This window comes from Sphingomonas fuzhouensis (assembly GCF_034659795.1).
Classification (GTDB): Bacteria; Pseudomonadota; Alphaproteobacteria; order Sphingomonadales; family Sphingomonadaceae; genus Sphingomonas; species Sphingomonas fuzhouensis.
Map to the genome: position 1 here is coordinate 62,663 of NZ_JAXSQY010000001.1, position 26,336 is coordinate 88,998.

Genomic DNA, 26,336 nt, shown 5'->3' on the forward strand with positions numbered 1-26,336 from the left:
GCAGGGGAGGAATTGGAAGATGATCCTTCGCGCCTTTGCGCGCAAAAAACCTTCGCGTCTTCGCGTCTTCGCGTGAACCAAAGCCCTCCCATAGGGTAGCGATCCGCCCCCCGCGCTCCTAAATCGCACCCGATGTCCGAGCCTCCCGTCGACCGCTTCAACGAAGAGAAATCCACCTTCACCTTGCGCGGGGCCGATGCGCCCGATCTGAAGGCGGGGGTGGCGGCGATCCGCAACGTGCTGGCGACACTGCCGCTGCGTCCCGGCGTGTACCGGATGCAGGATGCGCGCGGCGATGTGCTGTATATCGGCAAGGCGCGCGCCCTGAAGAACCGCGTCGCCAACTATACCCAGGTCGACCGCCTGCCGAAGCGCCTGCAACGCATGGTGTCGCAGACCCGGTCGATGACCATCGTCACGACCAACAACGAGGCCGAGGCGCTACTGCTCGAGGCGCAGCTCATCAAGCGCTATCGCCCCGCCTTCAACGTCCTGCTGCGCGACGACAAGAGCTTCCCCTTCATCCTGCTGCGCAACGATCACGACTTCCCGCGCATCCAGAAGCATCGCGGTGCGCGCCGTGCGGTGGGCAACTATTACGGTCCCTTCGCCAGCGCGGGCAGCGTCAACAACACGCTGAACGCGCTGCAAAAGCTGTTCCTGCTCCGCTCCTGCACCGACAGCTTCTTCAAGGGGCGCGACCGTCCGTGCCTGCTCTACCAGATCAAGCGCTGCTCCGCGCCGTGCGTCGGTCGGATCGACGAGGCCGCCTATGCCGAGCTGGTCGCCGACGCGAAGAATTTCCTGGGCGGCAAGTCGACCCAGGTCCAGGCCAAGCTCGGCGCGCAGATGCAGGCGGCGGCCGAGGCGATGGATTTCGAGCTGGCCGCGATCCTGCGCGACCGGCTGAAGGCGCTGACCTTCATCCAGGGGACTCAGGCGATCAACGCCGAGGGGGTGGGTGACGCCGACATCTTCGCGCTGGCCAATCGCGAGGGGGTGATGGGCATCCAGGCCTTCTTCATCCGTGGTGGCCAGAATTGGGGGCATCGCAGCTTCTTCCCCGCACACACCAACGACGTGCCCGAAGAGGAGGTGCTGACCAGCTTCCTCACCCAATTTTACGAGGAGGTGCCGCCCGCCAAGACGATCCTGCTCGACCGCGAGTTGCCCGAAACCGCATTGCTGACCGAGGCGCTGGGCGAGCGTGCCGGGTACAAGGTGCAGCTGACCGTGCCCCAGCGCGGCGACCGCCGCCGCCTGCTCGACCAGGCCAAGCGCAACGCGGTCGAGGCGCTCGACCGGCGACTGGCCGAGTCGACCACCCAGGCCAAGCTGCTGCGCGAGGTCGCCGACTTCTTCGACCTGTCCGAACCGCCCCAGCGGATCGAGGTCTATGACAACAGCCACATCCAGGGCACCAATGCGCTCGGCGCGATGGTCGTGGCGGGGCCGGAGGGCTTCCAGAAGGGCCAGTATCGCAAGTTCAACATCAAGGGGAACGAGGCGGCGACCAACGACGATTTCGGCATGATGCGCGAAGTCTTCCGCCGCCGCTTCGCCCGTCAGCTGGAGGAGAACCCCGACCGCGACGACGCGACCTGGCCCGATCTGGTGCTGATCGACGGCGGGCGCGGCCAGCTCAACGCGGCCAAGGCGGTGCTGGAGGATCTGGGCATCGAGGATGTCTGCCTGGTCGGCGTCGCCAAGGGCCCGCATCACGGCCGCGAGGGGCGCGAGGTCTTTCACATGATGGACGGCAGCGAACGGATGCTGCCGGTCAACGCGCCATTGTTGTTCTACCTCCAGCGGTTACGCGACGAGGTCCACCGCTTCGTCATCGGCGCGCACCGCGACAAGCGCGCCAAGGCGATGGGCGCGAGCCCGCTCGACGAAGTGCCCGGCATCGGCCCGGCGCGGAAGAAGGCGCTGCTGATGCACTTCGGCACCGGCCGGGCGGTGCGCAACGCCAGCCTGGAGGACTTGCAGAAAGCGCCGGGGGTGAGCCAAGCGGTCGCACAGCAGGTGTACGACTTTTACCATAGTCAGTGAGGGGCTGATCCTCCTGCGTCGTCGCGTTCTCATTGCTCCCCTTCCACGTTCCCGAATGTCCAAAAATGGGTTTTGGGAAAGAGTAATCGGGAACCGATTGAGAACACCGTCTACACGGGCAAGTTCGATCTGACCGACTCGCTTTGCCTCCTCGCTGATCTTTCGTTTTCGGGGTCTGGAGATTGATGCGAGAGCTGCCGATTACCCGCCCCAATTGAGCTTCAGAGCTTCCCGTCGCGCCGCTTGCTCCATAACACGGCCGCCACACTCGGCCTCTTGCGGTGATAATTGAAAGCCTGCCCGCTTCGCGTAGTTCGCGACGGCAGCCATACCTCGCCGAGGGGCGACCTTGCGGGAGAGCTCCAGCTGCTTATCGATCGGACCGATAGTGATGCCGCCGTGTGCCATCGCGACTTCACAATTGGGACCAATGATGACGAGTGAACGCTCAGGTTCGTTCTTATCACCAATGAGGTTTACTTGGATCGGGCCGCCTTCTTGTGGGCCGTTCAATGTGAGACCGAATATAATTGCGATGTTGCCTTTACCTCCAGGCACGCTCACCTGAGAGATAGCCGCTCCTGCAAAACCGATGGAAGCCGCCACAACAACCGACATCGTCAGCTTGCCGATCAGCCGAACCCATTGTGCCTGCATATTACCCCCCAACCTAACCCACGGCCCCTCGTGAAAGTCCGCTGGATCGAGACTGCCGGCAAACAGGCGCTCCCACAAGGAACATTGGTTATGCCGCCGTTGCGGGCTCGTTCAATGAAGATCGCCGGTGAGCTATCCATCGTACCGCCTTTCCCGCTTCACCCTCGAGAATCGGGAATGGTCGGCGGATTGCACCGCCGACCAAGGTGGCCTTACTGCGATCCTGCATGATACGCCTCTTCGGGGCGCACCGGGGTTAGCGTCGTCACCTCGACGAAGTATCCGCCCTTCGCCCGGAAGTAGAAGGACCATGCACCGTGCGTTTCATGCGGTGCCTGGGTCTCCCAGCCGTCCCCGCTCAGGCGCGCGTGCATGGCGTCAACGGCCTCGCGGGACTCCTGGATGAAACCGATATGCATGATGTCGAGGCTCTTTGGATAGTCGAACCCGTCGAGCTTGCTCTCGAAGTGGTTGACGATCAGCACGAGTCCGTCATCATCCTGCATGATCGCCATCTTAGGCCCGCGCACGACGAGGGTGCGCAGGCCGAAATAGCGCTCGAACATCGCTCGATCGGCTTCAGTGTCGTGGCTGTAAAGATTGATGTGGTTCAGCTTCATGGTCGTGCCTTTCCGTTGATGAGACGGACACGGACCGATCGCAGTTCGGACAACGACGACCGGCCACGCACGAGGTGAACCCTCGTAGTGTCCGGCCATGGCCAAGAGCGGGCGTTACCTGCTCAAGCGTGACTGTCTCCGGGGAGACCGCAGGTTGTCACCATACCTGCATCGCTGTCTTTTTAGGCGATAAGCACTCTAGGCTGCACGCGAACGGCGTCAAGCGCGAGGTGCACCGCGAGCGAGACGGCCGGGGCGTTCTCGGATGGATCGTTTTCGGAAAGGGGCATGTCGTCTTCCGGGTAATCGGATCGGGGGCCGGTTCGTTCAAAGCGATTGGGCTCCTTGCCCTCCATAGCATCCCATCCCATTCCCCCCTACATCGTCAGTCATGCACCGGGTCGCCCCCGCCATCATCCTGTCGGTCCGGCCGCATGGCGAGCATGGGGCGATCGTGCGGGGTCTGACCCGCGAGGATGGGGTGCAGCCAGGTTATGTCCGGGGTGGGCGGTCGCGGGGGCTTCGGCCGATCCTTCAGCCGGGGAACGGGGTCATCGGCGAATGGCGGGCGCGGACGGTGGAGCAGCTTGCCGCGTTGACCGTTGAGCCGGGCCATAGCCGGGCGGGGCTGCATGGCGAGCCGCTGGCCGCCGCCGGGATCGAGTGGTTGTGTGCGCTGACCGCCGCCGCGCTGCCCGAGGAACAGCCTTATCCGATCCTGTACGACGCGCTCGACGCGGTGCTGACCGCGATCGAGTCGGCACCCTCGGCGCGGGGCTGGGCGGGGGCGTTGGTGCGCTATGAATTGCTGTTGCTGGGGCAGTTGGGGTTCGGGCTCGATCTCGAGCGGTGCACGGTGACCGGTGAAGCGGACGATCTGGCTTATGTCAGCCCCAAGAGCGGGGCGGCGGTGTCGGTGGGGGCGGCGTTCGGCTATGAGGCGCGGCTATTCCCCTTGCCGGTCTTCTTGCGCGAGGGCGGGGCGGCGGACTGGCCCGACATATTTGCCGCCGGGCGGATCACCGCGCATTTCCTGGCGCGCGATATTCTGGTCGGGATGCGCCATGATCCGATGCCTGCGCGCACCCGGCTGTTCGATCGTTTCAAAAGGGCGGTTGCGTGATGCCCGCCCGCTAAGGCAAAGGGCGCTTCCGAACATAGGTAAGAAGGGGCCAGCCATGGCATTGATCGCGATCCTCGCCGGTGACGGCATCGGGCCGGAAGTGACGGCGGAAGCGCGGCGCGTGCTGGAGGCGCTGGACCTCGGCCTGACCTTCGAAGAGGCCAAGGTCGGCGGCGCGGCCTATGAGGCGGCGGGCCATCCCTTGCCCCCCGAGACGCTGGCGGTGGCGGAGCGTGCCGATGCGCTGCTGTTCGGCGCGGTCGGCGATCCGCGCTTCGACAATCTCGAGCGCGCGCATCGCCCCGAACAGGCGATCCTGGGCTTGCGCAAGGCATTCGGCCTGTTCGCCAATCTGCGCCCCGCCCGCCTGTTCGAGGGGCTGGAGGATGCCAGCTCGCTGCGTCCCGACATCGCCCGCCGGATCGACATGGTGATCGTCCGCGAACTGACCGGCGACGTCTATTTCGGCGCCAAGGGGCGCGGCACCACCGAGGCGGGCCTGCGCGAAGGCCATGACCTGATGCGTTACGACGAGGAAGAAGTCGCGCGGATCGCGCGCGTCGGCTTCGAGACCGCGATGCGCCGCCGCCGCCGATTGCTGTCGGTGGACAAGGCCAATGTGCTGGAAACCTCGCAGCTGTGGCGCGACGTGGTGATCGAGGTGGCGAAGGATTACCCGCAGGTCGCGCTCGACCATATGTATGTCGACAATTGCGCGATGCAGCTGGTGCGCGATCCGGGCCAGTTCGACGTGATCCTAACCGGCAATCTGTTCGGCGATATCCTGTCGGATCAGGCGTCGATGTGCGCGGGTTCGATCGGGATGCTGCCCTCCGCCGCGCTGGGCGCGACGGGCAAGGGGCTGTACGAGCCGATCCATGGCTCGGCACCCGACATTGCCGGGCAGGGCAAGGCCAATCCCTGCGCCGCGATCCTGTCGTCGGCGATGATGCTGCGCCACTCGCTGGGCATGGCGGAGGCCGCCGATCGCATCGATGCGGCGGTGGCGGGCGCGATCCGCGACGGCGCGCGGACCGGCGATCTGGGCGGCAGCCTGTCGACCCGCGCCATGGCCGACGCGATCCTCGAACGGCTCTGAGGTCCATGGGCGCGCTCCTCGAACTCGCGGTCGTCATTCCGACCTTTAACGAGCGCGCCAATGTGCCGGTGCTCATCGCCAAGCTCGACCAGGCGCTGGCCGGGCGGCGGTGGGAGGCGATCTTCGTCGATGACAACAGTCCAGACGGCACGGCGGACGCCGCGCGCGAGCTGGGGCGGGTCGACCCCCGCGTCCGGGTGATCCAGCGGATCGGGCGGCGTGGTCTGTCCTCGGCCTGTATCGAGGGGATGTGCGCCACCGCCGCGCCGATCGTGGCGGTGATCGATGGCGATTTGCAGCATGACGAGACGCTGCTCCCGAAGATGCTCGACCGTTTGCAGGCCGAGGCGGATCTCGACATCGTGGTCGGCTCGCGCTTCGTCGATGGCGGCGGCACGGGCGACTGGGACCGCGACCGCGTGGCCAAGTCGGCCTTCGCGACCAAGCTGTCGCAGCGGGTGCTGAACGTGAACCTGTCCGACCCGATGAGCGGCTTCTTCATGGTCCGCACCCAGGTCGCGCGCGACACGGTGCCGCATCTGTCGGGGATCGGTTTCAAGATCCTGCTCGACATCATGAGCGCCTCGCCGCGCCCGCTTCGCGCCGCCGAAATGCCCTATGTCTTCCGCTTGCGGACCGAGGGCGAGTCGAAGCTCGACCATGTCGTGGCGATGGAATATCTGATCGCGCTGTACGACCGGCGCTTCGGCAAGGTGGTGCCGGTGCGCTTCGCCATGTTCTCGGCGATCGGGGTGCTGGGCGTGGGCGTGCACATGGCGGTGCTCAGCCTGTTCTTCGTGGTGTTGGGTGCGACCTTCCTCGCCAGCCAGATCGTCGCGGTGGCCGCCGCGATGACGTTCAACTTCTTCCTCAACAACGCGCTGACCTATCGCGACCGGCGGTTGCGCGGGTTCAAGCCGCTGCTCGACGGGTGGGTGTCCTTCTGCCTGGTCTGTGCGGTGGGGGCGATCGCCAATGTCGGCGTGGCCGCCTTCCTGCACGATGCGCGGGCCAATGAATGGGCGGTTTCGGCATTGATCGGCGTGCTGGTCGGGGCGGTGTGGAATTATGCGCTGTCGTCGCGCTTCGTCTGGGGACGCTACTGACCCGTCACCGCCAATCGGCGAACCAGGTATAGCGCGCGAAGGACTTGGGCCCCGCCAGGGCGCCCGCGGTCAGGATCGGATAGAAATAGACGAACAGGCACGCGACGGCGACCAGATAGGCCTCGTCCCAGTCGCGCATCCGCCCGCGCCACCGATCGATCGCCACCGCCAGCGCGACCGACAGCCAGATCGCGGGCAGGAAATAATAATAATAGAAGCCCAGCGACTTGGGGATGATCGCCCAGACCGCGAAGCCGCCAATCCATAGTGCCGCCGCCACGCCCAGCCGCACCTCGCGGGTGCGCAGCCAGCCGAGCGCACATGCCGCCACCGCGACCAGCCCGCCCCACATCGCCGCCGGATTGCCGAGCAGGAAGATGCCGCGCTGCGCCCCCTCGGCAAATTCATAGAAATACCAGATCGGCCGCCCGATCACCGGCCAACTCCACCAGGTCGACTGATAGCTATGCGGCGGCAGGACCTGGGTCTGGCGCGCATACATCTCCAGCTGGAAGGGAAGGAGTTCGGCCAGCGTCATCGGCTCGCGCGCGTAGAAGAACGCAGGCGCGAAGGTCGCCGCATAGGCCAGCCCCGCCCCCAGACCCAGTAGCGCCCAAGCCGACCACCAGCGCAAGCCGGGCCAGCGGCTGGGATCGCCGCGCTTCATCATCACGAAGCCGATCGCGGCATAGCCCAGATAGGGCACCGCCGCCCATTTGGTCCCGACCGCCAGGCCCAGCAGCACCGCACCCAGCGTCCAGCGCCTCCGACTCTGCGCCTCGCTCCCCCGTATCGCCCAGCCCATGGCCGCGACGGCCAGCACCACGAAGGCCGCCATGAACCCGTCGAGCATCGCGATCCGCGCCTGGACCAGCACCATGAAGTTGAGGATGGTCAGCGATGCCCCGATCGCGGCGGCGCGGGTCTGCCGGGTCATCAGCCAGACGATGGCGAACACGCCCCCGACGATCGCCGTCCCCGCCACCGTCGACAGCGCGCGCCAGCCGAGCGGATCATCCCCGAACAGCAGCATGCCGCCCGCGATCAGGATCTTGCCGAGCAGCGGATGCTCGATATTCGCCGGGCCCTCCAGCGCCAGCAGGGTGCGCGCGGCGGGGACATAATGCACTTCGTCGAACACCAGTTCATGCGGCATGGTCAACCGCCAGCAGAACAGCGCCTGCGCCGCGATCAGCAGGGCGAGCAGGGTCGGAACCGGGCGGTGGAACGGAGCGAGCAGGCGGCGCATGGCACAGGTCATGGCCGGGCGGGGCGGGGGGCACAAATGGTTTCTGGGCGCGATGACGATGTGCGGGATCGCTCCTAACCCATCCTTCAGACTTATCGGATAAGCCAGCATGCCATGGGAAGAATCGCTCGGCCATGCCGTTCGACGCCCGGATCGATACTGGCAAAGAACGGATTGGGCGATGGGTTGGTTCGGCAAGAAGGATGCGAGCGTCGCGGACCGATTGGCGCTGGCGATGTTCGCGCACTCGCCCGATGCGATGATGCTGTTGTCGGAAGGCGCGTTCGTCGCGGGCAACGCCGCCGCTGCGCGGGTCTATGATCACCCCTTGTCCGAGGTGCTGGGTCGGAACCCCATCGACTTCTCGGCACCCTGTCAGGCGGACGGGCGCCCCAGCGAAGTGCATGTCGGTGAGCGGGTGGCGCAGGCGCTTCGCGATGGCTTTGCCCGGTTCGAATGGTTGAATGCCGATCGCCGGGGGCAGGTGCAGCGCTTCCTCGTCACTCTGATCCCCGCGCATGTCGTGACGCCGCAGGACGTATTGGTCCTCATCCAGGACATGGGTGAGACGATGGAGATGGTGAACCAGCTCGGCGACGGGCTGTCGCGGATCGCCAATGGCGATCTGTCCCACCGCATCGCCAAGCCCTTCCGCGAGGATTACGAGCCGCTGCGCCTCCACTTCAACGAAGCCGCGCAGATGCTGGGCAGCTCGATCCAGGCGATCGACTCGTCGTCGCGCCGGGTGCACAGCGCCGCGCTGGAGATCGGCAAGGCGGCGGGCGACATGTCGCGCCGCACCGAGCATCAGGCCGCCTCGCTGGAGGAAACCGCCGCCGCGATGCGGCAGGTGACGAGCGCGATTCAGGAAACCGCGCAGTTCGGGAGCAAGGCCGCGCATGTCGCCGCCGCCGCACAGACCAACGCGGCGGAAAGCGGCGTGGTCGTGCAGCGCGCGATCGATGCGATGGGCGGGATCGAGCGGACCTCCAACGAAATCTCCGAGATTATCGGTGTGATCGACGGCATCGCGTTCCAGACCAATTTGCTGGCGCTGAACGCGGGCGTCGAGGCGGCGCGCGCAGGCGATGCGGGCAAGGGCTTTGCCGTGGTCGCCAGCGAAGTCCGCGCACTGGCGCAACGCTCGGCCGATGCCGCCAAGGATGTGAAGAGCCGGATCGGCGCGTCGGATGCGCAGATTCGATCGGGCGTGCAGGAGGTCGACGCCGCCGGATCGACGCTGCAACGCATAGCGGCACAGGTGAGCGAGATGGCCACCCTGATCGGCGACATCGCCAGCGCCTCCCAGCAACAGGCCAGCAGCGCGTCGCAGATCACCATCGCGATCGGCGACCTCGATTCCGTCACCCAGCAAAATGCCGCGATGGTCGAGGAAGCGACCGCCGCCGCCCGCGAGCTGGTGGGCGAGGCGAGCGCGATGGCGGATCAGGTCGGCCGCTTCCGCCTGACGACGCGTGCCCCCGCCGCGACGGCGCAACCGATGTGGAAGGCGGCCTGAACCGCAATTCCTCCCCTGTAAGGGGAGGTGGCAGGCCGCAGGCCTGACGGAGGGGTGTCCCCGCCTGTGGGGCAGCCTGCCATCGCAAGCGGTTACATTCCTCCACCATGCTGCGCATAGTCCCCCCTTACAGGGGAGGAATGTTCGGGCTGATTCGTCAGACAATTTGACGAAACCCTCTTCCGCATGGCACCCATGGGTCCGAAGCGGGGGCGGGATGCGATGTGTCCCTCACCCCGTCTGTGCGACATGCGACAGAATGAACGGGAGAGTGATGTGACGCAGCGGTTCCGACCGATGATCTTGACCATATTGGCCGCGACCGCGCTGTCGCCCCTATCGGCGCAAAGCCCCGTCACCAATGACGGACCGCCGCGCACCTTCGAGGTGAAGGGCAAGGGGTTCCTGCGCAACGGCCAGCCGCATCAGGTGATCTCGGGCGAGATGCATTATACCCGCATCCCGCGCGCCTATTGGCGCGACCGGTTGCGCAAGGCCAAGGCGATGGGGCTGAACACCATCACCACCTATGCCTTCTGGAACGCGCATGAGCCGCGCCCCGGCGTCTATGACTTCAGCGGGCAGAACGACATCGTCGCCTTTATCCGCGATGCCCAGGCCGAGGGGCTGGACGTGATCCTGCGCCCCGGCCCCTATGTCTGCGCCGAGTGGGAATTGGGTGGCTATCCGTCCTGGCTGCTCAAGGACCGCAAGCTCGTCCTGCGGTCGACCGACCCCAAATATACCGCCGCCGTGGACCGCTGGCTGATGCGGTTGGGGCAGGAGGTGAAGCCGCTGCTGCTCAAGAATGGCGGACCGATCGTCGCCTTGCAGCTAGAGAATGAATATGGCGCGTTCGGCGACGACAAGGCGTATCTGCGCGGGCTGGAGGCGAGCTACAAGCGCGCCGGGCTGGCCGATGGCGTGTTGTTCACCTCCAACCAGGGCGGCGATCTGGCCAAGGGCTCGCTGCCCGATCTGCCCTCGGTGGTCAATTTCGGGTCGGGGGGTGCGCAGAACGCCATCGCCAAGCTGGAGGCCTATCGCCCCGATGGCCTGCGCATGGTCGGTGAATATTGGGCGGGCTGGTTCGACAAATGGGGCGAGGAGCACCACGAGACCGATGGCAAGAAAGAGGCCGAGGAAATGGCCTATATGCTCAAGCGTGGGTATTCGATCTCGCTCTACATGGTGCATGGCGGCACCACCTTCGGCTGGATGAACGGTGCGGATTCGCACACCGGCAAGGACTATCATCCCGACACCACCAGCTATGACTATGACGCGCCGATCGATGAGGCGGGCAATCCGCGCTATAAATATGGCCTGATCGCCGCCGCCATTGCCGAGGTGACCGGCAAGCCCGCCGCCCCGACGCCCGCGCCGACCGTGGCGACGACCTTCCCGATATCGGGAGTACGGCGCAGCGCTTCGCTCTGGGACAATCTGCCCGTGCCGGTGCGCGCCGCTCAGCCGAAGACCTTCGAGGAACTCGACCAGAATTACGGTTATGTCCTCTACCGCGTCGCGGTCCCGGCGGGGCCTGCGCAGACGCTGACCTTGAAGGGGATGCACAGCTATGCGCAGGTCTATCTGAACCGCGCCTTGGTCGGCACGCTCGACCGGCGGCTGGATCAGGAGACGGTGGAACTACCGGCGCGCAGCAAGCCCGCGACGCTCGACATATTGGTCGAGAATACCGGCCGGGTGAATTATTCGCATGCGATCCGCACCGAACAGACGGGCCTCACCGGCGCGGTGACGCTGGCGGGGCAGCCGCTTACCGACTGGCAGATGTTCCGCCTGCCGATGGACAATCTGTCGACGCTGAAGCTGTCGGCCAAGCCTTGCACCGGTCCCTGCTTCTACGAGACGGAGATGACGGTGGCCAAGCCCGGCGACACCTATCTCGACATGCGCGGTGCGCATAAGGGGCAGTTGTGGCTGAACGACCATAATCTCGGCCGCTTCTGGAGCATCGGGCCGGTCCACACGCTCTATACGCCTGCGCCGTGGCTGAAGGCGGGGGCGAACCGCATCCTGTTCTTCGACCTGACCGGGGATGCCAGCGACAGGCTGACCAGCGTGGCCAAGCCGATCTATGGCAGGGTCACCAACCACCGCGAGGCGCAGTAAGAGGCGAGGGGGCTTGCCCCTCCACCACCGGGCTTCGCCCGGCGGTCCCCCTCCCCAAGCATAGCTTGGGGAGGAATGGGGCCGTCAAAATCCTCCCCATCTCCGATGGGGAGGGGGACCGCCCGGCGCAGCCGGGTGGTGGAGGGGCAGATCCCTGCCCGGATCAGCGAACCGCCGCCGCCTGATTGGCGACGACCGCCTCGCGCTGTTCCGGGCTCATCGCGGCGGCGTTGACATCCGCCGCCTTGATCGCATCGGCGCGGTCCTCGGCATAGTCACGGGTCTTTTCCGCCTGCTTGTCGAGCATCTTGGCCTGATTGCGCAGCGCGTCCGCCTGATCCTCCATGCCGTCGGCGCGGTTGTCGGCGGCCTTCTCGACATTCTCAGCCAGCTTGTCGGTGCCCTTGCCGTTGCAGGCGGACAGCGACACCAGGCTGGCGGCCAGCAGCAGGCCGATGCGGATATTCATGGTCATTCTCCCTATTCGATCAGGTTCTGGATCGGGGGGCATAACCGGATCGGGCGCTTTTCCGTTCCGCTGGCGTAACGCTGACATATGGGGCAGGCGTCGGAATATCCTTGAACCCCGCTGCCCGGAGCGGCAAATGAGCGGGCATGAAGCGCAAGACTGGCCAGGACCGTTCGATCACCACCAAGTGGCGCCCCGCAACCCAGGCTGTGCGCGGCGGCACCGCGCGGTCGGAATATGGCGAAACCTCCGAGGCGATCTTCCTGACCTCGGGCTATTGCTATGACCGGGCGGGCGATGCGGCGGCGCGGTTCGCGGGCGAGCAGGAGGGGATGACCTATTCCCGCCTCCAGAACCCCACCGTCGAGATGCTGGAACAGCGTATCGCGCTGCTCGAAGGGGCCGAGGCGTGCCGGACCATGGCGTCGGGCATGGCGGCGATGACCGCCGTGCTGCTCTGCCAGTTGCAGGCGGGCGACCATCTCGTCGGCGGCCGTGCCGCCTTCGGATCGTGCCGCTGGCTGACCGACACGCTGCTGCCCAAGTTCGGCATCGCGACGACCATCGTCGATGCGCGCGATCCGCAGGCCTTCCTGGACGCGGTGCGGCCCGAGACGAAGGTCTTCTTCTTCGAGACGCCTGCCAATCCGACGATGGACATTGCCGATCTGGAGGCGATCTGCGCCATCGCGCGTGAACGCGGGATCACCACCGTCGTCGACAATGCCTTCGCTACTCCCGCGCTCCAGCGGCCGATGGATTTCGGCGCGGACGTGACCGCCTATTCCGCGACCAAGCTGATGGACGGGCAGGGCCGCGTACTGGCGGGCGCGGTGTGCGGGACCGAGGATTTCATCACCAACACGCTGTTGCCCTTCACCCGCAACACCGGCCCGACCCTGTCGGCGTTCAACGCCTGGGTGGTGCTGAAGGGGCTGGAGACGCTGGACCTGCGGGTTCAACGCCAGTCGGAATCGGCGCTGAAGGTCGCGCAGTTTCTCGAAACCCGCGTGCCGCGTGTCCTGTGCCCCGCGCTGCCCAGCCATCCGCAGCACGAACTCGCCATGCGCCAGATGAAGGCGGCGGGCAGCATCTTCGCGATCGACCTGGATGGCGGCCGGACCCAGGCCCATGGCCTGCTCGACGCGCTGGAACTGATCGACATCTCGAACAATATCGGCGACTCGCGCTCGCTGATGACGCATCCCGCCTCGACCACCCATGCCGGTGTCACCGAGGAAAAGCGGGTCGAGATGGGCATCGGCGAGGGGATGTTGCGCCTGAACATCGGGCTGGAGGATGCGGACGATCTGATCGACGATCTCGACCAGGCGCTGCGCGTCGTGGGTCTGTGAAGGCGCTCTTCCCCCATGCGCTGACCACCGGGCCGGTGACGGTGCGGGTGTCGGTCAGCTATCTGCCCGAACAGTCCGAGCCGCAGCGTGGGCGCTGGTTCTGGGCCTATCATGTCCGTATCGAGAATGAGGGCGACCAGCCGGTCCAGCTGCTCACCCGCCGCTGGATCATCACCGACGCGCGCGGCGCCCGCCACTCGGTCGAGGGCGAGGGTGTGGTCGGCGAACAGCCGGTGATCCAGCCGGGCGCGTCCTATGATTATGTCTCGGGCTGTCCGCTGGCGACGACCAGCGGCGCGATGCAGGGCAGCTATCGCATGGTCGGCGCGGATGGCGTGACCTTCGACGTTGCCATCCCGCACTTCGCCCTGATTGCCCCGGCGGTCGAAACATGAAGCGGACGCATCTGCCGCTCAACGGGTTGCGCGTGCTGGATGCCGCGGCTCGCCACCTGAGCTTCACCCGCGCCGCCGATGAGCTGGCCGTCACCCCGGCGGCGGTCGGGCAGCAGATTCGCGCGCTGGAGGATACGTTGGGCGTCGTCCTGTTCCGCCGCACCACGCGCGGACTGGAACTGACCCCCGAGGCAGAGGCAGGCCTCGCCCCCTTGCGCGCCGGTTTCCTGCAATTCGAGGATGCGGTGCGCGCCATGCAGGCGGGCCAGTCCTCCAAGTCGCTGACCATCGCGGCGCCGCGCGACGTGACCGAGAAATGGCTAATGCCGCGCCTCGCCGCCATCGCCGCGCGCGATCCCGACCTGCGCTTCTCGCTGATCGCGTCGGACGAGGGGCTGGACTTTACCGAGGCCAATCTCGACCTCGCCATCCGTTGGGGTGACGGCCCTGGCGGGTTGGAGGGGGAGGCGATCGAGTCGGACGGGATGATCGCCATTGGTGCTCCTGGCGGCCCCGCCGACGCGCCGCTGATCGCCTGGCCCGGCGCGCCCGAAGAGGGGGCACCGCTGGTCCGCGTGACCGATGCCGGGCTGGCGATTGACGCGGTCGCGGCAGGCCTGGGCCGGGCGACCGTGCCGCACCTGCTGGCCGAACGCGATCTGGCGGATGGTCGGGTGGTGGCGACAGGCGAAGCAGTGCCCTCGCGCATGGGCTATTGGCTGGTCGCGCCGCTGCCGCAATGGCGCCAGCAAAAGGTCAAGGCGCTGGTCGAGGCGTTGGGCGGCTGATGTAATCCTCCCCATCTCCGATGAGGAGGGGGACCGCCAGCCGCAGGCTGGTGGTGGAGGGGCGGGGTGCCTTTGCAGCCATAGGGGTTTGGTCGAAGGGGAATGCCCCTCCACCATGCTGCGCATGGTCCCCCCCCCAAGCCGAGCTTGGGGAGGAATAGAGGGGTCAGGCTACCGGTGCTGCGTCGAAGGGCACCGGAAACTTCTTCGCGCAGAACGCACAGTCGACCTGGATCAGGCCGTCGGCGTCCGCCATCTCGCGCCGTTCCTCGACCGAGAACTTCGTGATGACGCTGGCGATATACTCCGCCGAGCAGCGGCAGCCGCGCACGATGGCGGGGCTTTCCGACACGCGAACGTCCTGCTCCTCATGAAACAGCCGCCACACCAAAGTCTCCAGCGGCAGCGCGGCGTCGGCCAGTTCCTCGACCTGCATCGTCTGGCCCAGCGCCTGGACATGCTCCCATTCGGGATGGTCGAGCTTGACGTGCAGCCGCTCGCGGCCTTCCTCGCCCTCGGGCAGGTGCTGGAGGAACAGGCCGCCCGCAACCGTCCGGCCGTCCGGCCCCTTGCTGATCCCGACGCGCAGCAGGCTGGGAATCTGCTCGGACTGGATGAAATAGCTCTCGGCGGCGGCCGACAGCGTCTCACCGTCGATCGGCACGATGCCCTGATAGCGTTCGCCCGTCACCGCCAGGTCGAAGGTGATCGCCAGATAACCCTGGCCGAACAGCGCGAACAGCGTCGGGTCGGCGGGCAGTTCGGCCAGCCGGTCCTCGTCATACTGGATATAGCCGCGCAGCTCGCCGCCGCGATAATCGCAGACCAGCAGCCGGATCACGCCAGCATCGCTGCGCGTCTGGATGGTCAGCTGACCGTTCGTGTCCTTCAGCGTCGCGCCCATCAGCGCGGTCAGGGTCAGCGCCTCGGCCAGCAACCGCTCGATCACCGGGGGATAGGCGTGCGCCGCCAGAATCGCGTCCAGCACCGGGCCCAGCCGCACCAGCCGTCCCCGGGCGTGCTGCTCGGGGATGGTGAACGCGATCGCGCGGTCGAGGTCGGGCAGGGTGATGTCGGTCATGCTCGTGCCTTTACGCACCGGAGGAGGTCCGGGCGATATGGTGCCGGTGGGGCGGGGGAAAGAGAAAAGGCCGACGAACCCGCCGGCCTTTCCTTAGATAGGTGATGCCGAAGCGCGATCAACCGATCTGGCCGAAGCACCAGCGCAGCACCGATTTCTGCGCGTGGAGGCGGTTCTCCGCCTCGGGCCAGATCAGCGATTGCGGGCTGTCGATCACGTCCGAGGTCACTTCCTCGTCGCGGTGCGCGGGCAGGCAGTGGAGGAACCTGGCATCCGGCTTGGCCAGCGCCATTAGCTCGGCATTGACCTGGAACGGCATCATCGCGGCCAGTTTTTCCTCGGCATGGGCCTGGCCCATCGAGATCCAGGTGTCGGTGACGACGATATCCGCGCCCTCCACCGCCGCGCGCGGATCGGTGGTGCAGGTCGCACGCCCCAGGCCCAGTTCTAGCGTGCCCGGCTCTGGATGATAGCCGGTGGGGCAGGCGGCGACCACGTCGAAGCCGAGCAGCCCGCCCGCCTCGACGATCGAGTGCAGCACATTGTTGCCGTCGCCCAGCCATGCGACCTTCATGCCGGACAGGGTCTTGCCCGCCTCGATCACGGTCAGCAGGTCGGCCATGATCTGGCACGGGTGCGACAGGTCGGTCAGGCCGTTGATGACTGGCACGGTCGCATAATGCGCCATTTCCTCGACCTTGGCATGGTCGTCGGTGCGTATCATGATCGCATCGGTATAGCCCGACAGGATGCGCGCGGTGTCGGCGATCGTCTCGCCGCGCCCCAGCTGCATCGTGCCCGCGTCCAGCACGATCGAGGTGCCGCCCAGCTGGCGGATCGCCATGTCGAAGCTGACGCGGGTACGGGTCGAGTTCTTCTCGAACACCATGGCGAGCGTATGGCCCGCCAGCGGCGCATCGGCATCGACGCGGCCCTTGGTGAAACCGGCACGGGCGGCCTTGCGAGCCTGCGCATCCTGCAAAATGGCGGTCACACCCTCGGGACCGGCGTCGGCGAGGTTCAGGAAGTGGCGGATCGTCATGGGTCGGTACTCCGTCCCCCGGCGGTTTTTGCGCCGCCGGGGTGCCAAAGATTAGGCTTTGGGATCAGTCGTCGGCGGCGGGGACATAGACGCGCGCGGCGTCCGACAGCTTCGTCGCGAACTCGGTGATGTGGCTTTCGCCGATGGTCAGCGGCGGCAGGATGCGGATGACGTTCTCGCCCGCCGCGACCAGCAGCAGTCCGTGATTGTCGCGGCAGTGGGCCACGAAACGACGGCTGTCGCTCTTCATCTTCAGGCCCTGCATCAGGCCGTGACCGCGAACCTCCTCGAACAGATGGTCGAAGTTCGGGATCATCTGCTCCAGCGTGGCGCGCAGCCGTTTGCCCATCGCCTCGACATGTTCGAGGAAGCCGTCTTCCTGCATCACGTCGAGCACCGCCTCACCGGCGGCCATGGCGAGTGGGTTGCCGCCATAGGTCGAGCCATGGGTGCCGATGACCATGCCCTTGGCCGCTTCCTCGGTCGCCAGACACGCACCCAGCGGGAAGCCGCCGCCGATACCCTTGGCCGACGCCATGATGTCGGGCGTCACGCCGTACAGCTCATGTGCGAAGAACTTGCCGGTACGGCCGTAACCGCACTGCACTTCGTCGAGCACCAGCAACAGGCCATGCTCGTCGCATGCCTTGCGCAACCCTTGCAGGAATTCCATGCTGGCGGGACGCAGACCGCCTTCGCCCTGGATCGGCTCGACCAGGAAACCGGCGGTGTTCTCGTCGATCAGCGCCAGTGCGGCTTCCAGATCGTCGAACGGCGCATAGGCAAAGCCCGGCAGCAGCGGCTCGAACCCATCGCGCATCTTGGGCTGGTTGGTCGCCGAGATCGCGCCCAGCGTCCGCCCGTGAAAGGCGTTGTTGAACGTGATGAGCGTGTGGCGCTGCGGGTTGCCATTGGCGAAGTGATAGCGGCGCGCGGTCTTGATCGCGCACTCGACCGCCTCGGCACCCGAATTGGTGAAGAACACCGTGTCGGCAAAGGTCGAATCGACCAGCCGCTGCGCGAAATGCTCACCCTGCGGGCTGCCGTACAGGTTGGACACGTGCATCAGCGTCGCGGCCTGCTTGGCGATCGCCTCGACCAGCTTGGGGTGGCCATGGCCCAGCGCGTTGACCGCGATCCCGGCGGCGAAGTCCAGATACTGCTCGCCATTCTCGCCATAGAGATAGACGCCCTCGCCTCGGACCGGACGCACCCCGCACCGTGGGTAAACGGGCATCAGGGCGGTGATGGTCACGGGACGTCTCCTTCAAACAGCAAAGGGCGGCATCGAGGGCCGCCCTTCGTCACGATAGCCGATAGGAAAAAGCGAAACAACACCTGCTGGATCAGGCGTCGATGACCTCTTCGTCCAGCCGTGCCGCATTCTCCTGGATGAACGCAAAACGGTGTGCCGGGTTGTTGCCCATCAGCCGGTCGACCAGATCCTTCACGCCCGCCCGCTCCTCATATTCCTGGGGCAGGGTAATACGGATCAGGCTGCGGGTCGTCGGGTCCATCGTCGTTTCGCGCAACTGGCCGGGGTTCATTTCGCCCAGGCCCTTGAAGCGGGCGACGTCGACCTTCTTGCCCTTGAAGGCGGTGCGCTCCAGCTCGGCGCGGTGAGCGTCGTCGCGGGCGTAGAGCGACTTGGCGCCGACCGTCAGGCGATAGAGGGGCGGCTGGGCGAGATAGAGGTGCCCGCGCCGCACCAGATCGGGCATTTCCTGGAAGAAAAAGGTCATCAGCAGCGTGGCGATATGCGCGCCGTCCACGTCTGCGTCGGTCATGATGACGATCTTTTCGTAACGCAGCTGGGTCGGGTCGCAATCCTTGCGCGTGCCGCAGCCCATGGCCAGCGTCAGGTCAGCAATCTCCTGATTCTGCAGGATCTTGGCCGAGGTGGCGGAGGCGACGTTGAGAATCTTGCCGCGGATCGGCAGGATCGCCTGCGTCTTGCGGTCGCGTGCCTGCTTCGCCGAGCCGCCTGCCGAGTCGCCCTCGACGATGAACAGCTCGGTGCCCTCGGGGCTGTCCGCCGAACAGTCGGTCAGCTTGCCGGGCAGGCGCAGCTTGCGCGCGCTGGTCGCGGTCTTGCGCTTGACCTCACGCTCGGCCTTGCGGCGCAGGCGCTCGTCCATCCGGTCGAGCACATAGCCGAGCAGCGCCTTGCCGCGCTCCATATTGGCCGAGAGATAATGGTCGAAATGGTCGCGCACCGCCTTTTCGACCAGGCCCGCCGCTTCGGGGCTGGTGAGGCGGTCCTTGGTCTGGCTCTGGAATTGCGGTTCGCGGATGAAGACCGAGAGCATCAGTTCGGAGCCGACCATGACATCGTCGGCGGTGATGTCCTTGGCCTTTTTCTGGTTCACCAGTTCGCCGAAGGCGCGAAGCCCGCGCACCAGCGCCTGACGCAGGCCCTGTTCATGGGTGCCGCCATCCGGGGTCGGGATGGTGTTGCAATACCAGCTATAGCTGCCGTCGCTCCACAGCGGCCAGGCGACCGCCCATTCGACGCGGCCCTGCTCGGCGGGGAAATCCTGATTGCCGGAGAAGAAATCGGCCGTCGCACATTCGCGACCGGCGATCTGTTCCTTCAGATGGTCGGCCAAACCGCCGGGGAACTGGAAGACCGCCTCGGCAGGCGTGTCGTCGGTGATGAGTTCGGGCGCGCAGTGCCAGCGGATTTCGACGCCCGCGAACAGATAGGCCTTGGACCGGACGAGCTTGTGCAGCCGCGCGGGCTTGAAGATCAGTTCCGGCCCGAAAATCTCGGTGTCGGGGGTGAAGGCGACGCTGGTGCCTCGCCGGTTGGGGGCCGCGCCGACCGTCTCCAGCGGGCCCAGCGTCGCGCCTTTGGCGAAGCGCTGGCGATAGAGGATGCGTTCGCGCGCTACCTCGACCACCGTGTCCGAAGACAGGGCGTTGACCACCGAGATGCCGACCCCGTGCAGGCCGCCGGAGGTTGCATAGGCCTTGCCGGTGAACTTGCCGCCCGAGTGCAGCGTCGAGAGGATGACCTCCAGCGCCGACTTGTCGGGGAATTTCGGATGCGGGTCGACCGGGATGCCGCGACCATTGTCGATGATGGTCAGGCGGTTGCCCGGCTCCAGCTTGACCTCGATCCGGTTGGCATGGCCCGCTACCGCCTCGTCCATGGCATTGTCGAGCACTTCGGCGGCCAGGTGATGCAGCGCGCGCTCGTCGGTGCCGCCGATATACATGCCCGGACGGCGACGCACCGGCTCCAGCCCCTCCAGCACCTCGATCGAGGAGGCGTCATAGGCGGGTTGGGGACGGGCACCGCCCGCGAACAGATCATTGGACATAACGGGAACTATAGGGTGTCCGAGGCGTCCACGCCAGCGCTGGCGTGCGTGGCGCAAATGCAACAAAACTTTGCGCAGGTTAATTTCCGGGATATTCCAGCGCGTCCGACCGTTCCGCGTGCACCTTTATGCCAAGGGTACGGGAGTGATTATGACGAAATTCTGGATGGCGGGGGCCATGGCCTCGGCGCTGATCGGTGCGCCTGCGATGGCGCAGGACGGGACCTATGCGGGTGACGACGCGGCGCCCTTTTCGGGGGCCTATGTCGGCGGCAGCTTCGGCTATGACGTGCAGCCCAACGATCCCGGCTCGCGGTTCCTGTTCGACCGTAACCTGGACGGCCGGTTCGGCGACACGGTGACCACCGCGACTGGCGCCAACGCCTTCTCGCCGGGCTTCTGCAACGGCCGCGCGCGCAGCGTCCTCTCGCCGCAGAATGCCGCGACCGGCTGCGACAACGACAAGGACGGCATCGCCTATTATGGCCGCGTCGGACTCGACCATCAGGTCGGCAACATCGTGTACGGCGCAGTCGGCGAGTTTGGTAAGTCGGAGATCACCGACAGCGTCTCGGCCTTCTCGACAACGCCCGCCTGGTACACCATGACCCGCAGCATCGACTGGGAAGCCTCGGTGCGCGGTCGCCTGGGCTATGCCGCGAACAAGACGCTGTTCTACGGCACGTTCGGCGGCGGCTATGCCCGGATCAATCGCGAGTTCACCACCTCGAATGCGGCGAACGCCTTTGCGGTCAGCGGCAAGCGCAACCAGTTCGGCTTCCTCGCCGGCGGCGGCATCGAGCAGAAGATCGCGCGCAACTTCTCGATCGGCATGGAATATATGTACCACCAGTATCGCGACGACGACACGCGCGTCCGGGTGACGCAAGGGACGGCGGCCGCGACCAATCCGTTCGTGCTGGCGCCCAATACGGCGGGCACGGACATCCGCCGGTCGGATGACAAGTTCCGCTGGCACTCGCTGCGCGCGACGGCGGCGTTCCGCTTCTGATGCGGTAGGGGCGGCTTTCCATGCGGAAGGCCGCCCTTTTTCACCGGAGCGGGGGGCAGCAGGTGCCCTCCATGAAAAGCCCCGCCGGTCGTAAACCGGCGGGGCTTTTTCACATCAGCGGACGCGCGGGCCGCCAAAGGGCAGCGGTGGCGGCGGGCGACGATCACGGCGGGGCAGCTGCGCCTGATAGGCATGGCCGCAATGCGCGACGCAATAGGGGAAGCCCGGGTTCACCTTCTCACCGCAAAAGTGGAAGTCCGGCTCGCCCGGATGGCCGATCGGCCATTTACAGATGCGATCGTTCAGGTCGAGCAGCGAGGTCTTGCCCGCGATCTCGGGGCTGGGCTTGGCGGGGACCAGGCGGCGCGGCGGGGCGGGCGAGGGCGGGGGCTGCTGCTCGCCGGGCGACTGGCGCACGAAGCCGCCGGGGCCGACCGAGCGAAGGATCGGCTGCGGCTCGCGCACCGGCGCGGCTTCGACCTCCGGCTCGTCTTCCGCCACGGGCGCGGCGCGAATTGGCGAGGGCTCAGGCTCGGGTTCCAGCGCGGGCGGCGGCGGAGCGGCCACGACCGGCTCGGGCGCCGCAGCGGCCGGTTCATTGGCCTTCACCGGCGACGGGCGCGCCTGCAGCCCCAGGCGGTGCGCCTTGCCGATCACCGCATTGCGGCTGACCCCGCCCAGTGCTTCGGCGATCTGGCTTGCGGTCTGACCCGCTTCCCACATCGTCCTGAGCGTATCGATCCGCTCATCGGTCCACGACATTCGAAACCTTTCCTCATTCCATCCATCGCACCGGGTTGCGGGCGGCCACGGCAACGGTTACGCGCTATGGCGATGAGCAGCCAGCCCCCCATCGGCGAAATCCACTCGGCGGTGCGCGCCGCCCCCGGTGAGCCCGTAATCCGGAACATCAACTGGGGCGGCCTGCGAACCCTCTATATCAAGGAGGTGCGCCGTTTCTTCAAGGTGCAGCTCCAGACGATCTGGGCGCCGTCGGTCACGACGCTCCTGTATCTCATCATTTTCACCACAGCCCTTGGGGGTCGCCATGCCGTGCCGGTGGCGGGCGCGCAGGTGCCGTTCGCCGATTTCATCGCGCCGGGCCTGATCGTGATGGGCATGATGAACAACGCCTTCGCCAATGCCAGCTTCTCGCTGCTGGTCGGCAAGATCCAGGGCACGATCGTCGATTATCTGATGCCGCCGCTCTCCACCGCCGAGCTGCTGGCCGCGCTGGTCGGCGGCGCGGTGACGCGTGCGGTGCTGGTCGGGTTGACCGTGTGGGTCGCGATGGCGATCTGGCCCGGCGTCCATGTCACCCCGCATGCCTTTTTCGCGGTGCTGTGGTTCGGCCTGTTGGGCTCGATCTTCCTGGCGCTGCTGGGCGTGTTGACCTCGATCTGGGCGGAGAAGTTCGACCATGCGGCGGCGGTCACCAATTTCGTGGTCGTGCCGTTGTCGCTGCTGTCGGGCACCTTCTATTCGGTCGATGGCCTCGCTCCCGCCTTTCGCGCGATCAGCCACGCCAACCCGTTCTTCTATGTCATTTCGGGCTTCCGCTACGGTTTTCTGGGACTGGCCGACTCGCCGGTGACGCTGGGCGGCTTCGTCGTGCTGGGCATCGATGTGGTGATGGCCGTCCTCTGCTACGTCCTGCTGCGCAAGGGCTGGAAGCTGAAGAACTGACGCGGGCTTAACCGGGTTTTTACCGGCTTCGCCTATATCGGAGTTTCTGCTTCAGCAGCGGAAACCTCCCTCCTCCGGGTCTTCAGCATGCCCGGTCAGGTCCTTGGCGGGACTGATATTTCGGTCCCGCCGTTTCTTTTTGCATCCACCCCCGGCATTGCAACCGCGCGGCAATCGGCGTAGCGGTCGTCGCCATCATGACATCTTCTGCTCCAATGGCGGTCGTGCTCGTTTCGGGCGGGCTGGACTCGATGATTTCCGCTGCTTCGGCCAAGGCCGCTGGCTATCGCGTGCTCGCGCTGTCGGTCGATTATAACCAGCGCCACAAGGTCGAACTCGCCGCCGCCGCGCGAGTCGCAGAGGCGCTGGGGGCCGAGCGCCACATCGTCCTGCCGCTCGACCTGTCGGCCTTTGGCGGTTCCGCGCTGACCGCAGACATCGCCGTGCCCAAGGACGGCGTGCAGCCGGGTATCCCGGTCACCTATGTCCCGGCGCGCAACACCATCTTCCTCAGCCTGGCATTGGGCTGGGCCGAGGCGGCGGGCGCACGCGACCTGTTCATCGGGGTCAATGCGCTCGACTATTCGGGCTATCCCGATTGCCGCCCCGAATTCATCGCCGCCTTCGAAGGACTGGCCGAGATCGCGACCAAGGCGGGCGTCGAGGGCCAGCCGTTCAAGATCCACGCCCCGCTCCAGCACATGACCAAGGCCGATATCGTGCGCGAGGGCACCCGGCTGGGCGTCGATATGGGGCTGAGCTGGTCCTGCTACGACCCGACGCCCGAGGGGCTGCACTGTGGCGAATGCGACAGCTGCCGCCTGCGCTCCAAGGGGTTCGAGGAAGCGGGCATCCCCGATCCCACCGCCTATGCGGTCAAGCCGCAGGGCTGAGGCCATGAGCTATGCCGTCAAGGAAATGTTCCTGACGCTCCAGGGCGAGGGCGTGCAGGCCGGGCGGCGCGCGGTGTTCGTGCGCTTCGCGGGCTGCAACCTGTGGTCGGGCCGTGAGCAGGACCGGGCGAATGCGATCTGCCGCTTCTGCGACACCGATTTCGTCGGAGTCGATGGGCTGGGCGGCGGCCGCTTTGCCGATGCTCGGGCGCTGGTCGCGGCGGTCGAAGGGTTTTGGGGCGAGTCGCGGGACGCGCGCTTCGTCGTGCTGACCGGGGGCGAGCCGATGCTTCAGGTCGATGACGCCTTGGTCGATGCGCTGCATGACGCCGGGTTCTTCATCGCGATCGAGAGCAACGGAACGCTTGCGGCGCATCCGTGTATCGACTGGGTGTGCATCAGCCCCAAGGCGGGGTCGGAGGTCGTCCAGCGTTCGGGGCAGGAGCTGAAGCTGGTCTGGCCGCAGGCGGGCATCGATCCGGCGGAGATCGAAGGCTGGAACTTCGCCAACCACCTGCTCCAGCCGCTCGACGATCCTCGGGCGGAGGCAAATCGCGAGGCGTGCATCGCGATGGTGATGGAGCGCCCGCGCTGGCGGTTGACGCTCCAGACCCACAAGATGCTGGGGTTGCGGTAATTTCATTCCTCCCCGGTACGGGGAGGTGGCAGCGCGGAGCGCTGACGGAGGGGTGTCGCCCTCTCGATAGCGGGACACCCCTCCACCATGCTGCGCATGGTCCCCCTTCCCTTGCAGGGGAGGAATCATGTCTCAGTGAACGAACCGCGCCACCACGTCGCGGTAGCTGCGCGAGACCTTCACCTGTGCGCCCGACTCGAGCAGCAGGAAACATTCGCCATTGGTGTGCGGCTTCACCTGCTTCACCAGGTCGAGGTTGACGATGGTCGAGCGGTGTACCCGCTGGAATCGGCGTGGATCGAGCCGCTTTTCCAGGTCCTTCATCGTTTCGCGCAGGACCAGCGAATTGTCGCCGGTGTTGATGACCATATAGTCGCCCGCCGCCTCGATCATCTCGATCGTGTCGACATCGACGCGGAAGATCTGGCCGCGATCCTTGATGTTGATGAGCTTCTCGAACCGGCTCGACGCAACCTCGCCGCCTTCGTTCAGGTCGGCGACCGCCTCGGGCGCGTGTTCGGCGAGCACTTCCTTCAGCTTCTCGACCTCGCCCGCACCGCGCTTCTCGTTCAGCCGCTGGCGCACCCGGTCCAGCGTATCGGCGAGGCGTGCTTCCTCGACCGGCTTCATCAGGTAATCCACCGCCTGCGCCTCGAACGCGCGGAGGGCATGGTCGGAATAGGCGGTGACGAAGACGAAGAGCGGCGGCTCGACCTCCATCAACCCCTGCACCACGGAAAAGCCGTCGAAGCCGGGCATCTGGATATCGAGGAAGACGAGGTCGGGCTTGTGCGTCTTGATCGCGCGGATCGCCTCGCGCCCGTTCGAGCAGCGCTCGATAATCTCGACATCGTCGTGCGCCTGGAGCCGAAGCTCCATGCCCTGGATCGCCAGGGGCTCGTCGTCGACGAGGATGGTACGGATGGTCATGCGGCCTCTCTGTTCACATTCTCAAGCTGGAAGGGGATCTCGATCTCAACCGAGAACCCGCCAGCCGGCGCGGAGCGGGATTCGAAGCGGTGGTCCGGGCCATAAGCCTGGGCCAGCCGTTCGCGGATATTGGACAGTCCAACGCCGGTCGAAACGCTTGAGGAATGACGGATTTCGTGCAAGCCGGGCCCGGTGTCGGATACGGTGATCCGCACCCGTTGCCCGACCAGTCGCACATCGACGCGGATTTCCGCGCCTTCCTCCTGCGGTGTGACGGCGTATTTGATAGCGTTCTCGACCAGCGGTTGCAGCAGCAGCGAGGGCAACCGCGCGCGCTCGGCCCGCGGGTCGATCTCGAAACTGGGGCGCAGGCGATCCTCAAAGCGCATTTTCTCGATTTCGAGATAGAGTTTCAGCGTTTCAACCTCTTGCGCCACCGTGACATGCGCCGTCGGCTCGTTCGCCAGCGTGTAGCGGAGAAAGGCTGACAGCCGGCTTAACATCGCATTGGCCCGCTCGGTCTGTTTCAGCAGCACCAGCGTCGAGATCGAGTTCAGCGTGTTGAACAGGAAATGCGGGTTCAACTGATAGCGCAACATCGCCAGCTGCGCGGTCGAGGCCTGAAGCTCCAGCGCGCGCATCTCGTCGATCTGGCTCTCGACGATCAGATAGTAATTGATCGCGAAATACAGCGCCGACCAGCCCGCCAGCACCACGAAGGTGATGAACAAATTGCCGATCAGCAGCGAGACGGTGACGCCCGGCTGGGTCGTGGTGATGAACGAGAAGGAAAAGGCGTTGAGCGCGGCGTACAGAAAGGTCGCCGCCGCCAGCGTCGCCAGCGTCAGGAACACCCCCATGATGCGCGGGATGCGCCGATAATAACCGTAGAGCGTCGAGAGCAGCAGGGTGATGCAATAGCCCAGGATCGCCTCGATGATCACGGGTATGATCTTCTCCAGCGAAAAGCCGTTGGAGATGCCGACCACCGATCGCAGCACCAGATAGCCCGACCACCCGGCCGCCTGCAGCGTCCAGAAGGCACGCGCCTTGTTCTCGAAAAACGGCCGCACCGAGAGCGGATCGGAAGCGGGATGCGAAGCGGAGGACGTCGCGACGGGCGAATGACTGGCCATGGCCGGGCGACATCTACACGGCCAG

Annotated in this window: 24 protein-coding genes; 13 read left to right on the top strand and 11 right to left on the bottom strand. The window is 66.0% G+C overall.

Going from position 1 to position 26,336, the window contains the following annotated elements:
- The first annotated feature begins 132 nt into the window (after positions 1–132).
- Positions 133–2,052, top strand: a complete 1,920-nt coding sequence (gene uvrC / locus U1H82_RS00325) for an excinuclease ABC subunit UvrC (RefSeq protein ID WP_322962938.1) — start codon at positions 133–135, stop codon at positions 2,050–2,052.
- A gap of 201 nt (positions 2,053–2,253) precedes the next feature.
- Here the strand turns inward: uvrC and U1H82_RS00330 are convergent, their stop codons facing one another.
- The gene (locus tag U1H82_RS00330; protein WP_322962939.1) at positions 2,254–2,709 is read right to left on the bottom strand and encodes a hypothetical protein; all 456 of its coding nucleotides are present in this window, start codon (positions 2,707–2,709) and stop codon (positions 2,254–2,256) included.
- 212 nt (positions 2,710–2,921) lie between these two features.
- A complete protein-coding gene (locus U1H82_RS00335; RefSeq protein WP_322962940.1) occupies positions 2,922–3,329 on the bottom strand; it encodes a VOC family protein in 408 nt (135 codons plus the stop codon).
- 391 nt (positions 3,330–3,720) lie between these two features.
- Between U1H82_RS00335 and recO the strand changes: the two genes are divergently transcribed.
- Genes recO through U1H82_RS00350 form a run of 3 tightly spaced genes read left to right on the top strand, consistent with a single transcriptional unit; the run spans position 3,721 to position 6,657 of the window.
- Positions 3,721–4,452 (top strand): DNA repair protein RecO, encoded by a 732-nt coding sequence (gene recO, locus U1H82_RS00340; protein ID WP_322962941.1) that lies wholly within the window; start codon positions 3,721–3,723, stop codon positions 4,450–4,452.
- Positions 4,453–4,507: 55 nt separating this feature from the next.
- On the top strand, positions 4,508–5,551 hold the full coding sequence (gene leuB / locus U1H82_RS00345) for a 3-isopropylmalate dehydrogenase (protein ID WP_322962942.1): 1,044 nt from the start codon (positions 4,508–4,510) through the stop codon (positions 5,549–5,551).
- A gap of 5 nt (positions 5,552–5,556) precedes the next feature.
- Positions 5,557–6,657 (top strand): glycosyltransferase family 2 protein, encoded by a 1,101-nt coding sequence (locus U1H82_RS00350; RefSeq protein WP_322962943.1) that lies wholly within the window; start codon positions 5,557–5,559, stop codon positions 6,655–6,657.
- Positions 6,658–6,661: 4 nt separating this feature from the next.
- On the opposite strand, the gene U1H82_RS00355 is transcribed toward U1H82_RS00350, so the two are convergent.
- Positions 6,662–7,906 carry a phospholipid carrier-dependent glycosyltransferase gene (locus tag U1H82_RS00355; protein WP_322962944.1) on the bottom strand — a complete coding sequence of 415 codons (1,245 nt, stop codon included), beginning with the start codon at positions 7,904–7,906 and terminating at the stop codon, positions 6,662–6,664.
- A gap of 181 nt (positions 7,907–8,087) precedes the next feature.
- Between U1H82_RS00355 and U1H82_RS00360 the strand changes: the two genes are divergently transcribed.
- Together U1H82_RS00360 and U1H82_RS00365 are read left to right on the top strand one after the other, a co-directional pair.
- Entirely contained in the window at positions 8,088–9,425 is a 1,338-nt protein-coding gene (locus U1H82_RS00360; protein ID WP_322962945.1) for a methyl-accepting chemotaxis protein, read from the top strand.
- 276 nt (positions 9,426–9,701) lie between these two features.
- Positions 9,702–11,561 carry a glycoside hydrolase family 35 protein gene (locus tag U1H82_RS00365; protein WP_322962946.1) on the top strand — a complete coding sequence of 620 codons (1,860 nt, stop codon included), beginning with the start codon at positions 9,702–9,704 and terminating at the stop codon, positions 11,559–11,561.
- A gap of 163 nt (positions 11,562–11,724) precedes the next feature.
- Here U1H82_RS00365 and U1H82_RS00370 read toward each other — a convergent pair whose 3' ends face one another.
- Complete coding sequence (locus U1H82_RS00370; RefSeq protein ID WP_322962947.1) at positions 11,725–12,036, bottom strand: hypothetical protein; 312 nt, start codon at positions 12,034–12,036, stop codon at positions 11,725–11,727.
- Positions 12,037–12,176: 140 nt separating this feature from the next.
- Between U1H82_RS00370 and U1H82_RS00375 the strand changes: the two genes are divergently transcribed.
- The 3 genes from U1H82_RS00375 to U1H82_RS00385 are packed head-to-tail and all read left to right on the top strand — an operon-like array spanning position 12,177 to position 14,568.
- Positions 12,177–13,385 (top strand): trans-sulfuration enzyme family protein, encoded by a 1,209-nt coding sequence (locus U1H82_RS00375; protein ID WP_322962948.1) that lies wholly within the window; start codon positions 12,177–12,179, stop codon positions 13,383–13,385.
- On the top strand, positions 13,382–13,780 hold the full coding sequence (gene apaG, locus U1H82_RS00380; protein WP_056431721.1) for a Co2+/Mg2+ efflux facilitator ApaG/CorD: 399 nt from the start codon (positions 13,382–13,384) through the stop codon (positions 13,778–13,780). The genes U1H82_RS00375 and apaG overlap by 4 nt, the downstream gene beginning before the upstream one ends.
- The gene (locus U1H82_RS00385; protein ID WP_322962949.1) at positions 13,777–14,568 is read left to right on the top strand and encodes a LysR family transcriptional regulator; all 792 of its coding nucleotides are present in this window, start codon (positions 13,777–13,779) and stop codon (positions 14,566–14,568) included. Before apaG ends, U1H82_RS00385 begins: the two co-directional genes overlap by 4 nt.
- Positions 14,569–14,734: 166 nt before the next feature.
- Here the strand turns inward: U1H82_RS00385 and hslO are convergent, their stop codons facing one another.
- The 4 genes from hslO to parE form a co-directional block, all read right to left on the bottom strand.
- Entirely contained in the window at positions 14,735–15,649 is a 915-nt protein-coding gene (gene hslO / locus U1H82_RS00390) for an Hsp33 family molecular chaperone HslO (protein WP_322962950.1), read from the bottom strand.
- 118 nt (positions 15,650–15,767) lie between these two features.
- Positions 15,768–16,691, bottom strand: a complete 924-nt coding sequence (gene argF / locus U1H82_RS00395; RefSeq protein WP_322962951.1) for an ornithine carbamoyltransferase — start codon at positions 16,689–16,691, stop codon at positions 15,768–15,770.
- A 64-nt stretch (positions 16,692–16,755) separates the two neighbouring features.
- Positions 16,756–17,946: an aspartate aminotransferase family protein gene (locus U1H82_RS00400; protein ID WP_322962952.1), complete on the bottom strand. Its 1,191-nt coding sequence runs from the start codon at positions 17,944–17,946 to the stop codon at positions 16,756–16,758.
- Between the two features lie 91 nt (positions 17,947–18,037).
- Positions 18,038–20,017, bottom strand: a complete 1,980-nt coding sequence (gene parE / locus U1H82_RS00405) for a DNA topoisomerase IV subunit B (protein WP_322962953.1) — start codon at positions 20,015–20,017, stop codon at positions 18,038–18,040.
- A gap of 151 nt (positions 20,018–20,168) precedes the next feature.
- Between parE and U1H82_RS00410 the strand changes: the two genes are divergently transcribed.
- Positions 20,169–21,029 carry an outer membrane protein gene (locus tag U1H82_RS00410; protein ID WP_322962954.1) on the top strand — a complete coding sequence of 287 codons (861 nt, stop codon included), beginning with the start codon at positions 20,169–20,171 and terminating at the stop codon, positions 21,027–21,029.
- Positions 21,030–21,143: 114 nt separating this feature from the next.
- Here U1H82_RS00410 and U1H82_RS00415 read toward each other — a convergent pair whose 3' ends face one another.
- Positions 21,144–21,791: a GcrA family cell cycle regulator gene (locus U1H82_RS00415; protein WP_322962955.1), complete on the bottom strand. Its 648-nt coding sequence runs from the start codon at positions 21,789–21,791 to the stop codon at positions 21,144–21,146.
- A 72-nt stretch (positions 21,792–21,863) separates the two neighbouring features.
- Here U1H82_RS00415 and U1H82_RS00420 point away from each other — a divergent pair, with 72 nt between their 5' ends.
- The 3 genes from U1H82_RS00420 (at position 21,864) to queE (ending at position 24,245) form a co-directional block, all read left to right on the top strand.
- On the top strand, positions 21,864–22,715 hold the full coding sequence (locus U1H82_RS00420; protein ID WP_322962956.1) for an ABC transporter permease: 852 nt from the start codon (positions 21,864–21,866) through the stop codon (positions 22,713–22,715).
- 173 nt (positions 22,716–22,888) lie between these two features.
- Entirely contained in the window at positions 22,889–23,608 is a 720-nt protein-coding gene (queC, locus tag U1H82_RS00425; RefSeq protein ID WP_322963755.1) for a 7-cyano-7-deazaguanine synthase QueC, read from the top strand.
- A gap of 4 nt (positions 23,609–23,612) precedes the next feature.
- The gene (gene queE / locus U1H82_RS00430) at positions 23,613–24,245 is read left to right on the top strand and encodes a 7-carboxy-7-deazaguanine synthase (RefSeq protein ID WP_322962957.1); all 633 of its coding nucleotides are present in this window, start codon (positions 23,613–23,615) and stop codon (positions 24,243–24,245) included.
- Positions 24,246–24,377: 132 nt separating this feature from the next.
- Here queE and U1H82_RS00435 read toward each other — a convergent pair whose 3' ends face one another.
- Together U1H82_RS00435 and U1H82_RS00440 are read right to left on the bottom strand one after the other, a co-directional pair.
- The gene (locus U1H82_RS00435) at positions 24,378–25,175 is read right to left on the bottom strand and encodes a LytR/AlgR family response regulator transcription factor (RefSeq protein ID WP_175312717.1); all 798 of its coding nucleotides are present in this window, start codon (positions 25,173–25,175) and stop codon (positions 24,378–24,380) included.
- Positions 25,172–26,311, bottom strand: a complete 1,140-nt coding sequence (locus U1H82_RS00440; protein ID WP_322962958.1) for a sensor histidine kinase — start codon at positions 26,309–26,311, stop codon at positions 25,172–25,174. The genes U1H82_RS00435 and U1H82_RS00440 overlap by 4 nt, the downstream gene beginning before the upstream one ends.
- Positions 26,312–26,336 lie beyond the last annotated feature (25 nt).

Coding starts and splice junctions, on each gene's coding strand:
- uvrC (WP_322962938.1), top strand. CDS start 133: ATGTCCGAGCCTCCCGTCGACCGCTTCAACGAAGAGAAATCCACCTTC.
- U1H82_RS00330 (WP_322962939.1), bottom strand. CDS start 2,709: ATGCAGGCACAATGGGTTCGGCTGATCGGCAAGCTGACGATGTCGGTT.
- U1H82_RS00335 (WP_322962940.1), bottom strand. CDS start 3,329: ATGAAGCTGAACCACATCAATCTTTACAGCCACGACACTGAAGCCGAT.
- recO (WP_322962941.1), top strand. CDS start 3,721: ATGCACCGGGTCGCCCCCGCCATCATCCTGTCGGTCCGGCCGCATGGC.
- leuB (WP_322962942.1), top strand. CDS start 4,508: ATGGCATTGATCGCGATCCTCGCCGGTGACGGCATCGGGCCGGAAGTG.
- U1H82_RS00350 (WP_322962943.1), top strand. CDS start 5,557: ATGGGCGCGCTCCTCGAACTCGCGGTCGTCATTCCGACCTTTAACGAG.
- U1H82_RS00355 (WP_322962944.1), bottom strand. CDS start 7,906: ATGCGCCGCCTGCTCGCTCCGTTCCACCGCCCGGTTCCGACCCTGCTC.
- U1H82_RS00360 (WP_322962945.1), top strand. CDS start 8,088: ATGGGTTGGTTCGGCAAGAAGGATGCGAGCGTCGCGGACCGATTGGCG.
- U1H82_RS00370 (WP_322962947.1), bottom strand. CDS start 12,036: ATGACCATGAATATCCGCATCGGCCTGCTGCTGGCCGCCAGCCTGGTG.
- U1H82_RS00375 (WP_322962948.1), top strand. CDS start 12,177: ATGAAGCGCAAGACTGGCCAGGACCGTTCGATCACCACCAAGTGGCGC.
- U1H82_RS00385 (WP_322962949.1), top strand. CDS start 13,777: ATGAAGCGGACGCATCTGCCGCTCAACGGGTTGCGCGTGCTGGATGCC.
- hslO (WP_322962950.1), bottom strand. CDS start 15,649: ATGACCGACATCACCCTGCCCGACCTCGACCGCGCGATCGCGTTCACC.
- argF (WP_322962951.1), bottom strand. CDS start 16,691: ATGACGATCCGCCACTTCCTGAACCTCGCCGACGCCGGTCCCGAGGGT.
- parE (WP_322962953.1), bottom strand. CDS start 20,017: ATGTCCAATGATCTGTTCGCGGGCGGTGCCCGTCCCCAACCCGCCTAT.
- U1H82_RS00410 (WP_322962954.1), top strand. CDS start 20,169: ATGACGAAATTCTGGATGGCGGGGGCCATGGCCTCGGCGCTGATCGGT.
- U1H82_RS00415 (WP_322962955.1), bottom strand. CDS start 21,791: ATGTCGTGGACCGATGAGCGGATCGATACGCTCAGGACGATGTGGGAA.
- U1H82_RS00420 (WP_322962956.1), top strand. CDS start 21,864: ATGAGCAGCCAGCCCCCCATCGGCGAAATCCACTCGGCGGTGCGCGCC.
- queE (WP_322962957.1), top strand. CDS start 23,613: ATGAGCTATGCCGTCAAGGAAATGTTCCTGACGCTCCAGGGCGAGGGC.
- U1H82_RS00435 (WP_175312717.1), bottom strand. CDS start 25,175: ATGACCATCCGTACCATCCTCGTCGACGACGAGCCCCTGGCGATCCAG.
- U1H82_RS00440 (WP_322962958.1), bottom strand. CDS start 26,311: ATGGCCAGTCATTCGCCCGTCGCGACGTCCTCCGCTTCGCATCCCGCT.